The following is a 12,863-nucleotide window of genomic DNA, read 5'->3' as shown; positions in this document are numbered from 1 at the left end:
ACATGTGTGGCATCGCAGGCACGTACCGGTGGCCGGACGGGAAGGCCGTCACCGACCGGCTCACCGACACCCTCGCCCACCGCGGTCCGGACGGGTCCGGCCGCTACAGTCACGCCGCCGGTGACGGCGAGGTGCACCTGGGGCACCGCAGACTGGCCGTCATCGACCTGTCCGACACCGGGGCCCAGCCGATGGCCAAGGACGCCCTCGTGGTGACGTACAACGGCGAGCTGTACAACGCGCCCGAACTGCGGGCCGAGCTGGAGTCGGCCGGGGTGCGCTTCCGCGGCACCTCCGACACCGAGGTGCTCCTGGAGGCCTGGCGGCGCTGGGGCACGGACTGCCTGCCCCGGCTGCGCGGCATGTTCGCGTTCGGGGTCTTCGACGAGCGGACCGGTGAACTGGTGCTGGCGCGCGACCAGTTGGGCATCAAGCCGCTGTTCCTGCTGCGGCGCGGCGAGGGTCTGGTGTTCGCCTCCGAGCTCAAGGCGCTCGCCGCCGTGACGGGCGGGTCGCTGGAGGTGGATCCCGGGGCGCTGGTGGCGTCGCTGCTGTACTACTGGGTGCCGGACTCGCGGTGCGCGTTCCGTGACGCGGAGAAGCTGCCGCCGGGGAGCTGGCTGAGGTGCCGGCCCGACGGCCGGGTGGAGCGCGGCCGGTACTGGAACCTCAGGGACGTCGCCCACGAGGCCCGCGACGGTGAGGTGCCGGACCTGGCCGCCGTCGTCGAGGAGTCGACCCGGCGTCACCTGCTGTCCGACGTACCCGTGGCGACGTTCCTGTCCGGGGGTCTCGACTCCAGCTATCTGACCGCGCTGGCGGCCCGCGACCGGCCCGGGATCTCCGCCTACACGATCGGGTTCCGCGCGGAGGACGCCCGGTTCGAGGCGATGCCGGACGACCTGCGCTACGCCCGGCGGGTGGCCGAGCGGTTCGGCGTCGACCTGCACGAGATCGAGATCGCCCCGGACGTGCTCGACCTGCTGCCGCGGATGACGTACCACCTGGACGAGCCGATCGGTGACCCCGCCGCGATCAACACGTTCCTGATCTGTTCGGCCGCCCGGGAGGCCGGGGTCAAGGTGCTGCTCTCGGGGATGGGCGCCGACGAGCTGTTCGCCGGGTACCGCAAGCACCTGGCCAACCTGCTCGCGCTGCGCTACCAGCGTGTCCCGCGGCCCGTGCGGCGCGGGGTGTCCGCGGTGGTGGAACGGCTGCCGGTCGCGACGGCCCGCCGCGGCTACCGCTCGGTGCGCTTCGCGAAGCGGTTCCTGTCCTTCGCCGGTCTGCCGGAGGAGACCGCGTTCCGGCGCAGCTACACCATGTACGACCAGGAGGAGCTGCTCGCCCTGGTCGATCCGGATCTGGCGGGCACGGTCGAGGACGTGCTGACCGAGCACGCGGACGTCTACCGGGACAACGACCTCGACGACTTCGTCAACCGCATGTGCCTGGCCGACGCCCGGATGTTCCTGCCGGGCCTGAACCTCACGTACACGGACCGCTCCAGCATGGCCGCGTCGACCGAGGTGCGGGTGCCGTACGTCGATGTCGAGGTGGTCAGGGCGGCGTTCGCGGTGCCCGGCGACCGCAAGATCGTCGGACGGCAGGGCAAGGCCGTCCTGAAGGAGGCGGCCACCTCGGTCCTGCCGCGGGAGATCGTGTACCGGCCCAAGGGGTTGTTCAGCGCCCCGCTGCGGGCCTGGATGAGCCGGGACCTGGCACCGCTGGTGCGCGAGGTGGTCCACGACGGCGAGCTCGTGCGCTCCGGGTTCCTGCGGCGGGACGCGCTGGCGCGGATGGTCGCCGAGGACGCCTCCGGGCAGCGGGACTTCTCCAAGCACCTGTGGCATGTGCTGACCCTCGAACACTGGTACCGCGGCGCGACCTCCGGGTCCGCCCGGACCCCTTCCTGAAGGCCCCGACACGCACGGCCCGGGGGCAGATACGGCCCCCACGCACGGCTCACACACAAACGGCGCAGAGACAAGAGGACTTCGGGTGAAACAGGTTGTGCAGAACTACAAGAGCGGCGAGCTGGCGCTGCTCGACGTGCCGGTGCCGGGCTGCAAGCCGGGGGGTGTGCTCGTCCGCAGCGCCTACTCGCTGATCTCCACCGGGACCGAGCTGATGAAGGTCTCCGAGGCCGGCATGTCGATGCTGGGCAAGGCCCGCTCCCGGCCGGACCAGGTGGCCAAGGTCGTGCAGAGCGTGGCCACCAACGGGGTGCCCGCCACCTACCGCAAGGTGATGGGCAAGCTGGACTCCTACACGCCGCTGGGCTACTCGCTGTGCGGGGTGGTCGAGCAGGTCGGCGCCGGCGTCGACGACGTGAAGGTCGGCGACCTCGTGGCGTGCGCGGGCAACGAGCACGCGCTGCACGCCGAACTGAACTGGGTGCCGAAGAACCTCTACGTCCCGGTGCCGGACGGACTCGCGCCGCGGCACGCCGCCTTCGGCACCGTCGGGTCGATCGCGATGCAGGGCGTGCGCCAGGGCGAGCCGCAGCTCGGCGAGGTGGCCCTGGTCGTCGGCCTCGGGCTCATCGGACAGCTGGTGGTGCAGCTGCTCGTCGCCTCGGGGGTCCGCGTCGTCGGCGCCGACCCCGACCCGGCGCGCTGCGGGCTCGCCGAGCGCCTGGGCGCGGCCGCCTGCGGCGATCCCGCCTCCGCGGCCGTGGAGAGTGCCGTCGCCGAACTCACCGGCGGCCACGGTGTGGACCAGGTGTACCTGGCCGCCGGCGGCGGCAGCAACCAGCCCGTCGAACTGGCCGCCAGGCTGAGCCGGGACCGCGGCCGGGTCGTCGACATCGGCAAGTGCCGCCTGGACCTGCCGTGGAACGCGTACTACGAGAAGGAGCTCGACGTCCGGTTCTCCCGGTCGTACGGCCCCGGGCGCTACGACCCCGCGTACGAGCTGGAGGGCCGCGACTACCCGATCGGCTACGTGCGCTGGACCGAGCGCCGCAACCTGGCGTGCTTCCTGGACCTCCTCGCCCGTGGCAGCGTCGACGTGGAGCCCCTGATCTCCCACGTCGCCGACTTCGACCACGCCGTGGAGACGTACCAGAGCCTCAAGGACGGCGAGCTGAAGGCCGTGGCCGTGCTGTTCCGCTACCCCGCGGAGCAGGTGGCGGAGGCGCAGGCCCCGGAGGTGGCCGTGCCCGAGGTGCGCGTGCCCCGGAGCCCGGTCCGGGCCGCCGGGTCGCCGGTGCGGGTCGCGTTCGTCGGCGCGGGCAACTATGCGACGTCGATGCTGCTGCCGCATCTGGCACAGCGCGACGGCGTCCAGCTGTCCACGGTCGTCACCACGACGGCGCTGTCCGCGGCCAACGCGCAGCGGAAGTTCGGCTTCGCCGCGGCGACCACCGACCTGGACGCCGTGCTCGGCGACGAGAGCATCGACGCGGTGTTCGTGGTCACCCGCCACAGCTCGCACGCCGACCTGACGCAGAAGGCGCTGCTGGCCGGCAAGTCCGTGTTCGTGGAGAAGCCCCTGGCACTGACCGAGGACGAGCTGGCTGGTGTCCTCGCGGCGGTGGAGAGGTCCGGCAACGACCGGCTGCAGGTGGGCTTCAACCGCAGGTTCGCGCCGCTGCTGCGAGAGGCCAAGGAGCGGTTCGGCGCCCGCACCGGCCCGGCGAGCCTGCGCTACCTGGTCAACGCGGGCCGCCTCGACCACGGCAGCTGGTACCTCCAGCAGGGCAGCGAGGGCTCGCGGTTCGCCGGCGAGGGCGGGCACTTCATCGACACGGCGAGCTGGCTGCTCGGCGCCGACCCGGTCTCGGTGTACGCGCTCTCCCCGTCCGGCGACGACGACCTGCAGGTCGTGCTGCGCTACCCGGACGGGTCCACCGCCACCATCAGCTACGTCACCAGCGGCCCGGCCGGCTTCCCCAAGGAGACGCTGGACCTCGTCGCGGACGGCAAGGCGCTGCGGCTCGACGACTTCGTCCGCGCCTCGGTGTACTCCCGTAAGCGGTGGGTGAGTTCACGGCTGCCCAGGGCCAGGGACAAGGGCCAGAACGCCGAACTGGCCGCGTTCGTCAGGGCCGTACGGACCGGCGGGCCGATGCCGGTGCCGCTGCAGTCGCTGGTCGCCACCACGGCGGCCACCCTCGCCGTGCCCGCGGGGCTGGCCGGCGGCGCGCCCGTGACACTGGCGGGGGCGCGATGACGATGAGCCCGGGCTGGTACCTGCGGCGGCTGTCCCGGATGGGGCCGCGGGAGGTCGGCGGCCGGACGGTCGACGCGCTGCGCAGGCGGCGGTGGCGGTCGGCGCCGCCGGACGGCCCGGCGGTCACCGGCGCCCGGTTCACCGCGGTCCTGCCCGCGGGGGCGGTCGCCGCGGTGCCCCCCGACGCCGCGAAACGCCTCGTCGCCGAGGCGGACCGGCTGATGGCCGGGCACGCGGAGTACTTCGGGGTGGACCGCGACGACCTGGCCGACCCGGACTGGTCGTACGACCCGAAGACCGGGCGGCGCGCCCCGTCGGGCTACGCCTTCGACGTGCCGTACCGCAGCGAGGACGCGGTCGGGGACATCAAGCAGATCTGGGAGCTGTCCCGGCACCAGTACCTCACCGTCCTGGCCGCCGCCTACGCGCTCACCGGGGACGAGCGGTACGCCGAGCGCGTGGCCGGGCACCTGCGGTCGTGGTGGGCGGCCAACCCGCCGCTGCGAGGCGTGCACTGGGTCAGCGGCATCGAGCTGGGCATCCGGCTGCTGTCCTGGGTGTGGGTGCGCCGGCTGCTGGAGGGCTGGCCGGGCGCGGCCGGGCTGTTCGAGGGCAACCCGGTGGCGCTGAGGCAGATCTGGCACCACCAGCGCTGGCTGGCCGCCTTCCCCAGCCGGGGATCGTCGGCGAACAACCACGTCGTCGCGGAGGCCGCCGGGCAGTTCGCCGCGGCCTGCGCCTTCGGGTGGTTCCCCTCCTCGGCGCGGTGGCGGGCCGACGCGCTGCGGTCGCTGGAGCGGCACCTGCGCGGCAACACCTTTCCCTCCGGCCTCAACCGCGAGCTGGCCAGTGAGTACCACGGACTGGTGCTGGAACTCGGCCTGGCCGCGGTGGCCGAGGCGGACAGGGCCGGCGTGCCGGTGCCCGCGACGGTCCGGCTGGTGCTGCTGCGGATGACGGACGCGCTCGCCGCCGTCGTCGACAACCGGCTGCGGCCGCCGCGCCAGGGGGACTCCGACGACGGACACGGTCTGGTCGTGGACGGCGCGGGCACCGACCGCTGGGCCTCCCTGCTGGCCACCGGGGACGCCGTGTTCGGGCGGCTCGCCTGGTGGCCTACGGTGACCGGCACCGACGTGCGCACGCCGCTGCTGGCCGCGCTGATCAAGCGCACGGAGAGCACGGTGACCCGGCCGGCGGGCAGGCCGGCCCACTTCGCCGACGCGGGGCTCACCGTCCTGCGCGGCCCGGGCGAGATCTGGTGCCGCTGCGACGGCGGTCCGCACGGCTTCCTGTCCATCGCCGCGCACGCCCACGCGGACGCGCTGTCCCTGGAGGTCCGGCACGACGGCGTCGACGTGCTCGCCGACCCGGGGACGTACTGCTACCACGGGCAGCCCGAGTGGCGGCGGTACTTCCGGTCGACCCTCGGCCATAACACCCTGGAGCTGGACGGCGGCGACCAGTCGGTCTCCGGCGGGCCGTTCCTGTGGACCCGGCACGCCCGAAGCCGCGTCCTGGTGGCGGAGCCGTCCGGCGACGGGGTGGCCCGCTGGTGCGCCGAACACGACGGATACCGGCCCTCGGTGCACCGCCGGAGGGTGGAGCTGACGGCGCAGAGCCGGGAGTTGAGGGTGGTCGACGAGGTGCGCGGCGGCCCGCGCCGGGCCGTGCGCCTGGCGTTCCATCTCGGCCCCGCTGTCACCGCCGACCTGGTGGGCGACCGGGCGCGGCTCACCTGGACGCGGGACGGCGAGGACCGCTCCGCCGTGCTCGCCCTGCCCGGTCGGCTGGACTGGCGGGCGCACCGCGGGGAGAGCGACCCGCCGCTGGGCTGGTACTCCGCCGGCTTCGGGCGCAAGGAGCCCGCCACCACGCTGGTCGGCACCGGTTTCGCCGACGGCACGGAGGAGTTCGTCACCGTACTCGGGTTCGGCGGCTAGGGAGAGGGAGGACGCGTGGGGATCAAGTGGCGGCGCTGGGCGTGGCCCGTGGCACCGCTGGCGCTGGCCCTGCTGGCGGCGGCCGGCTGTGAGGGCTCGTCGGGCTCCCCGGCGGCGGGGCCGACCGCTGCGCCCTCCACGTCCGTGGCCCGGGTGTGCGCCAAGCCCGCGGCCGGTCCGGCGACGGCGCCGGCGGGCGCGGTGACGGTCGACCCCGCCGTGGTCGGTGATCTGGCCGAGAAGACCGCCGGCAGCCCGCCGAACACCACGTTCTGGCTGCGACCGGGCACGCACCGGCTGGAGCCGGACCGCTACGCCCAGGTCATCCCCAAGGAGGGCGACGTCTACCTCGGCGCGCCGGGCGCGGTGCTCGACGGCCGGAAGACCAACCAGTACGCGTTCGGCGGCAGCGCCCGCAACGTCACCATCCGCCATCTGACCGTGCAGGGTTTCGTCGCGCCGCACGACGAGGGCGTGGTCAACCACGACTCGGCCGACGGCTGGGTGATCGAGCACGCCACGATCCAGGACAACTCCGGTGCCGGGCTGATGGCCGGTGCCCGCCAGCAGGTCCGCGCCAACTGCCTGCGGGGCAACGGCCAGTACGGCATGAACGCGTACAAGGCGCCAGGCCGGATCAGCGCTCTGGTGGTCGAGGGCAACGAGATCGTCGGCAACAACCGGGACGACTGGGAGCGGCGGCGGCCGGGCTGCGGCTGCACCGGGGGCGTCAAGTTCTGGGCCGTCGACGGCGCCGACGTCCGCGGCAACTGGGTGCACGACAACCACGGACCCGGGCTGTGGGCGGACACCAACAACAACGACTTCCGTATCGAGGACAACGTCCTGGAGGGCAACGACGGTGCCGCGCTGATCTACGAGACCAGCTACAACGCGGTCGTGCGGGGCAACACGATCCGGCGGAACAACTGGGTCGAGGGCCGCAAGGCGGCCGACCGCGGCGACACCTTCCCGTTCGCGACCGTCTATGTGTCGGAGTCCGGCGGCGAGCCGCGGGTCCCCGCCCGCACGGACAAGATCGAGATCTACCGGAACGTGCTGGAGGACAACTGGTCCGGCATCACCCTGTGGGAGAACGCCGACCGGTTCTGCAACAGCCCGGCCAACACCTCGTCCGGCCACTGCACGTTGCTGGTGAAGGACGTCGACCGCTGCGTCCGGCCGGCGATCGCCAGGGCCCCGCTGTACTCCGACTGCCGCTGGAAGACCCAGCGGGTGGACATCCACCACAACCGCTTCGTGCTGGACAAGTCCGTCCTCGACTGCACGGTGCGGTGCGACAGCATGGCGGTGCTGGCCAACTACGGCACCTACCCAGACTGGTCGCCGTACCAGGGCGAGCGGGTGGCCGAGGCGATCACCCGGGGGCAGCACAACCGCTGGCACGACAACGTCTACCTCGGGCCCTGGACCTTCGTCGTCCACGACCCGGGCCGGACGCTGGACTCCTGGCAGTGGCAGAGCACGCCGTACCAGCAGGACACGGGCAGCGTCTTCCGCGCACAGGACGGTGGTTGAGATGGGCGCGGACGTGGTGGGGACGGGCGCGGACGTGGCGAAGACAGGCGCCGGCGTGGTGGGGACGGGCGCGGGCCGAGCGCCGAGGGCCGTCGGGACCGTCTGGGGGCTGCTGGTCCTCAACACGCTCGGCTCCGCCGGGGCGAGGACCATCGTCCCGCTGCCCCGCTCCCTGATCCAGATGGTGACCATGGGCGCGCTGGTGGCCGCGTTCACGCTGGCGCTCGCGCTCAATCTGCGGCTGCGTGTCCGGCCCAGCGCCTACCTCTTCCTGCTCACCCTGCTGCTGGTGCCGAGCGTGATCTCCAGCGCGGACCTCCAGTCCGGGTTCGGCGCGCTGTTCCGCTGCGCCCGGCTGGCTCTCTTCGTCGGCACGCTGTGGCTGCTCAGCCGGTGGTGGGACGGCCGCGAGACGTTCGTACGGCACCACATCCGGATGTACTTCGCGGTGCTCGGGTCGGTGGCCGCCGGCCTGGCCGTCTCACCGGGCGCGGCGATGCCGGAGCTCTACGGCGGGCGTCTGGTGGGCGCGTTGTGGCCGCTCACGCCGCCGCAGATCGGGCAGTACGCGGCGGTGATCACCGGGCTGACCGTGCTGCTCCTGCTGGGCCGCCGCACCGACCGGCTCAGCGCGGCGGTGGTCGTCGTGCCGTCGCTGGTGCTGCTCGCGCTGACGCACACCCGGACGGCCACGCTCGGTCTGCTCGTCGGGCTGGCGCTGGCGGTCGGCTCGCTCGTCCTGACCAGCGGCGCCGCCCGCCGGTTCTTCGCCTGGGCGGTGCTGTGCGCGGCGGTGGCCGCGGTGGGGTTCGGCTCCGCGCTGCAGGCGTGGTTCCTGCGCGGGCAGAGCAGGGAGAACTTCTCCAGTCTCACCGGCCGGGCCAAGGTCTGGGACGCGCTGCTGGCAGCGCCCCGGTCGGTGCCGGAGCAGTTGTTCGGCGCGGGCCTGGGCGACAAGTCGTTCGGCGGGCTGCCGATCGACAACAGCTGGCTGGCCGTCTACCACGAACAGGGCCTCACCGGAGTCGCCCTGGTTGCGGGGATCGTCGTCGTGCTGGGCGGTGTCGCCCTGCTGCGGCCGCCGTCGCTGTCGAGGGCCTGCGCGGTCTTCCTCATCAGCTACTGCGCGATCGCGTCGTACACCGAGGCCGGGCTCGGCGACGCCTCGCCCTATCTGCTGCATCTGGCCGTGGCCGCCTCGCTGCTGGCGGCACCCGTGCCCGCCGCCGCCACTCCCCTCCCGGTGCCCGCGGCCCCGCGACGACGCGTCCCGCGCTGGGCCCGGACCTCGGAGGTGACCTGACCATGCACGTCCTCGTGGTGCACAACCGCTACGCTTCGGCGCAGCCGAGCGGGGAGAACAAGGTCGTCGACCAGGAGACGGCCCTGCTGCGCCGGGCCGGCCACCGGGTGGAGCTGTTCGAGCGGCGCAGCGATGACATCGCCGCCAAGTCCCTGCCGGGCAAGGCCGCGCTGCCGTTCCTCGTGCCGTGGAACCCGGCGGTGCGCAAGGAGCTCGCTGCCCGGCTGCGCGCCGAGCGGCCGGACATCGTGCACGTCCACAACGTCTTCCCGCTCCTGTCGCCGGCGGTCCTCGCCGCCTGCGCCGACGCCGGCGTGCCGGTCGTGGCGACGCTGCACAACTACACCCAGGTCTGCCCGCCCGGCACCCTGCAGCGGGACGGCCGGCCGTGCACGGAGTGCGTCGGGGCGGCGCCGCTGCCCGCGGTCCGGCACGGCTGCTACCGCGGCTCCCGGCTCGCGACGGTGCCGCTCGCGGTCAGCCTGTCGGTCAACCGGCGGCGGTGGTGGTCCGGTGTGGAGCGGTTCCTCTGCATCTCCGCGGCGCAGCGCGACGTCCTGGTGCGGTCCGGCATGCCGGCCGAGCGGCTGGCGGTGAAGCACAACTTCGTGCCGGACCCGGGCATGTGCCGGTCGGGCGACGGCGAGCATCTGCTGTATCTGGGCCGGCTGGCGGAGGCCAAGGGCGTACGGCTGCTCATGGCCGCGTGGGACGAGATCGCCGCGGGCGGCGGTGTGGGCGTGCCGCTCGTGATCGCCGGTACGGGGCCGCTGGAGGGAGAGGTGACCGCGTGGGCGGCGGGCCGCGACGACGTGCGCTACGCCGGCCTGCTGGACACGGCGGAGTGCCGTGAGGCGGTGGCGCGGTCGGTGGCGGTGGTGGCTCCCTCGACGTGGCTGGAGGCGTTCGGCCTGGTGGTCGTGGAGGCGATGGCGGCGGGGGTCCCGGTCGTCGCCGCCGGTCACGGCGCCTTCGTCGAACTCGTCGAGGACGGCGTGACCGGGCTGCTGCACCGGCCGGGCGAGTCCGCCTCGCTGGCGTCCTGCGTGCGCCGGATCGCGGCCGGGCCGGCGCTGGGCCGGCAGATGGGCGAGGCGGCCCGGCGCCGTTACGAGCAGGGCTTCAGCCCGGCCGTCGGGCTCGAGCGCCTGGTGGAGGAGTACCGCTCCGCGATCGCGGGTCGGTCGGAATCAGTGGGGGACGAATCAGTGGGGGGCAGTAGATGACACGATGCCGACTGTGCGGCTCGGCGGCGCTGGCGAGCGTCGTCGACCTGGGGGCGACCCCGCCGTGCGAGAGCTTCCTCGCCGCGGACCGACTGGACCTGCCGGAGCCGGCGTACCCGCTGCACCTGCGGGTCTGCACCGACTGCTGGCTGGCGCAGATCCCTCCGCTGATCACGCCGGAGGAGACGTTCGAGGAGTACGCGTACTTCTCCTCCTACTCGACGTCCTGGGTGGAGCACGCGCGCAGGTTCGTCGACGACGCCGTGCGCCGGGTGGGGATCGGCACCGACGTCCCCGACGCGTTCGTCGTGGAGGTCGCGAGCAACGACGGGTATCTGCTGCGGCACGTGGTGGACCGGGGGATCCGCTGCCTGGGCATCGAGCCGTCGGTGAACGTCGGCGCCGCCGCGCGCGAGGCGGGTGTGCCCACGCTGACCGAGTTCCTGAGCCCGGAGACCGGGGCGGCGGTCCGCGCCGAGCACGGACCGGCGGACCTGGTCGTCGCCAACAACGTGTACGCGCACATCCCCGACGTGGTCGGGTTCACCCAGGGGCTGCGCGCCCTGGTCGCCGACGACGGCTGGGTGTCCGTCGAGGTGCAGCACCTGCTGATGCTGATCGAGCAGAACCAGTACGACACGATCTACCACGAGCACTTCCAGTACTACACGGTCGCCTCCGCGATCCGGGCCCTGGCGAGCGGCGGACTCGGCCTGGTGGACGTCGAGTTGCTGCCCACACACGGCGGCTCCATCCGGCTGTGGGCCCGCCCCGCCGAGGCGGCCGGCGAGCCGTCGCAGCGGGTCGCCGACGTGCTCGCCCAGGAGAAGGCGGCCGGGCTGCAGGAGCTGTCCGGGTACGCCGAGTTCTCCGCGCGGGTCGCCAAGGTGCGCCGGGACCTGCTGAAGTTCCTCATCGAGGCGGCCGAGCGCGGCGAGACGGTCGTCGGCTACGGCGCCCCGGGCAAGGGCAACACCCTGCTCAACCACTGCGGCATCCGGCCCGACCTGCTCGCGTACACGGTCGACCGCAACCCCTACAAGCACGGCCGGTTCACCCCGGGCACCCGCATCCCGATCCTGCCGCCGGAGCGGATAGCCGCCGACCGGCCGGACTACGTCCTCGTCCTGCCGTGGAACCTGCGGGCGGAGCTGGTCGAGCAGTTGTCGTTCGTGCACGAGTGGGGCGGCCGGCTGGTCTTCCCCATCCCGGAACTGAGCATTGTCGAGGTCAAGCGATGAAGGTCGTCCTGTTCTGCGGCGGTTACGGGATGCGGATGCGCAGCGGTGCCGCCGACGACGTGCCCAAGCCGATGGCGATGGTCGGCCCCAGGCCGCTGATCTGGCACGTCATGCGCTACTACGCGCACTTCGGGCACACGGAGTTCATCCTGTGCCTGGGCTACGGGGCGCACCACATCAAGGACTTCTTCCTCAACTACGAGGAGACGACGTCCAACGACTTCGTCCTGCGCAAGGGGCGGACGGAGCTGCTGTCCACCGACATCGCGGACTGGACGATCACGTTCGCGCAGACCGGCATCGAGTCCCCGATCGGGGAGCGGCTGCGCCGGGTCCGGCACCACCTGGACGGCGACGAGATGTTCCTCGCCAACTACGCCGACGTGCTCACCGACGCCCCGCTGCCGGAGATGATCGAGAACTTCTCCCGGCGTGACGCCGGTGCGTCGATGATGGTGGTGCCGCCGCAGTCGTCGTTCCACTGCGTGGACCTGGGCGAGGACGGCCTGGTGGGGGGCATCACCGCGGTGAGCGAGCTGCCGCTCTGGGAGAACGGCGGCTACTTCGTGCTCCGCCAGGAGGTCTTCGACCACATCCCCGAGAACGGCGACCTGGTCGCCGACGGGTGCGGTCAACTCGCCAAGCGGGGGCGGCTGGTGGCGTACCAGCACCGCGGCTTCTGGAAGCCGACCGACACCGTGAAGGAGCGGGCCGCGCTCGACGACGCCTACGCCCGCGGCGAGCGCCCGTGGGCCGTGTGGGAGCACGACGGCGTGGGGGTGGGCGCGTGATCCGGCTCGGGGCCGGGCCGCTGGAGCGGATCGTCGCGGTGGGCGCGCACTGCGACGACATCGCCATCGGTGCGGGCGGAACCCTGCTGACGCTGTGCCGCGCGCGGCCGGGCGTCCGGGTCGACGCGCTGGTGCTCTCCGGCGGCGGCGGTGAGCGCGAGCAGGAGGAACGGGCCGCGCTCGAGGCCTTCTGCCCGGGCGCCGACCTGCGGCTGACCGTGCTCAAGCTGCCGGACGGCCGGATGCCCGTGCACTGGGACGAGGCCAAGGCCGCGGTCGAGGAACTGCGCGGGCGCACCGAGCCGGATCTGATCCTGGCCCCGCGCACCGACGACGCCCACCAGGACCACCGCGGCCTGGCCCGGCTGATGCCCACCGCGTTCCGCGACCACCTGGTCCTCGGCTACGAGATCGTCAAGTGGGACGGCGACCTCGGCCGCCCGGCGGCGTACCAGCCGCTGACGCCTCAGGTCGCCGAACAGAAGGTGGCGCTGCTGCAGGAGCACTACCCCTCGCAGCGGCACCGGCCCTGGTACGACCGCGAGGCCTTCCTCGGGCTCGCCCGGATCCGCGGCATCGAATGCCACGCGCGCTACGCCGAGGCGTTCGCCGTCACCAAACTCACTCTCAACCTGGGGGGTTGA

At 73.1% G+C, this 12,863-nt stretch carries 9 protein-coding genes; all 9 read left to right on the top strand.

Annotated elements, in window-relative coordinates; genetic code table 11:
- The first annotated feature begins 2 nt into the window (after window positions 1–2).
- The 9 genes from asnB to ACIGXJ_RS35440 all read left to right on the top strand — a co-directional run bounded on the left by asnB (window position 3) and on the right by ACIGXJ_RS35440 (window position 12,863).
- Complete coding sequence (asnB, locus tag ACIGXJ_RS35480; protein ID WP_399654511.1) at window positions 3–1,916, top strand: asparagine synthase (glutamine-hydrolyzing); 1,914 nt, start codon at window positions 3–5, stop codon at window positions 1,914–1,916.
- Between the two features lie 85 nt (window positions 1,917–2,001).
- Entirely contained in the window at window positions 2,002–4,176 is a 2,175-nt protein-coding gene (locus ACIGXJ_RS35475; RefSeq protein WP_399654508.1) for a bi-domain-containing oxidoreductase, read from the top strand.
- Entirely contained in the window at window positions 4,173–6,119 is a 1,947-nt protein-coding gene (locus ACIGXJ_RS35470; protein WP_399654505.1) for an alginate lyase family protein, read from the top strand. Before ACIGXJ_RS35475 ends, ACIGXJ_RS35470 begins: the two co-directional genes overlap by 4 nt.
- A gap of 15 nt (window positions 6,120–6,134) precedes the next feature.
- Window positions 6,135–7,658 carry a right-handed parallel beta-helix repeat-containing protein gene (locus ACIGXJ_RS35465; RefSeq protein ID WP_399654503.1) on the top strand — a complete coding sequence of 508 codons (1,524 nt, stop codon included), beginning with the start codon at window positions 6,135–6,137 and terminating at the stop codon, window positions 7,656–7,658.
- A gap of 1 nt (window position 7,659) precedes the next feature.
- Window positions 7,660–8,961 (top strand): O-antigen ligase domain-containing protein, encoded by a 1,302-nt coding sequence (locus ACIGXJ_RS35460; RefSeq protein WP_399654500.1) that lies wholly within the window; start codon window positions 7,660–7,662, stop codon window positions 8,959–8,961.
- 2 nt (window positions 8,962–8,963) lie between these two features.
- Entirely contained in the window at window positions 8,964–10,187 is a 1,224-nt protein-coding gene (locus tag ACIGXJ_RS35455; RefSeq protein ID WP_399654497.1) for a glycosyltransferase, read from the top strand.
- Entirely contained in the window at window positions 10,184–11,428 is a 1,245-nt protein-coding gene (locus ACIGXJ_RS35450; RefSeq protein ID WP_399654494.1) for a class I SAM-dependent methyltransferase, read from the top strand. The genes ACIGXJ_RS35455 and ACIGXJ_RS35450 overlap by 4 nt, the downstream gene beginning before the upstream one ends.
- Window positions 11,425–12,219 (top strand): glucose-1-phosphate cytidylyltransferase, encoded by a 795-nt coding sequence (locus ACIGXJ_RS35445; RefSeq protein ID WP_399654491.1) that lies wholly within the window; start codon window positions 11,425–11,427, stop codon window positions 12,217–12,219. The genes ACIGXJ_RS35450 and ACIGXJ_RS35445 overlap by 4 nt, the downstream gene beginning before the upstream one ends.
- The gene (locus tag ACIGXJ_RS35440; protein WP_399654488.1) at window positions 12,216–12,863 is read left to right on the top strand and encodes a PIG-L deacetylase family protein; all 648 of its coding nucleotides are present in this window, start codon (window positions 12,216–12,218) and stop codon (window positions 12,861–12,863) included. Before ACIGXJ_RS35445 ends, ACIGXJ_RS35440 begins: the two co-directional genes overlap by 4 nt.

The sequence above is a fragment of the Streptomyces sp. NPDC053367 genome (assembly GCF_044545925.1).
Classification (GTDB): domain Bacteria; phylum Actinomycetota; class Actinomycetes; order Streptomycetales; family Streptomycetaceae; genus Streptomyces.
The sequence above is the reverse complement of the archived record's forward strand: the minus strand, read 5'-3'. Positions and strand labels throughout refer to the sequence as shown.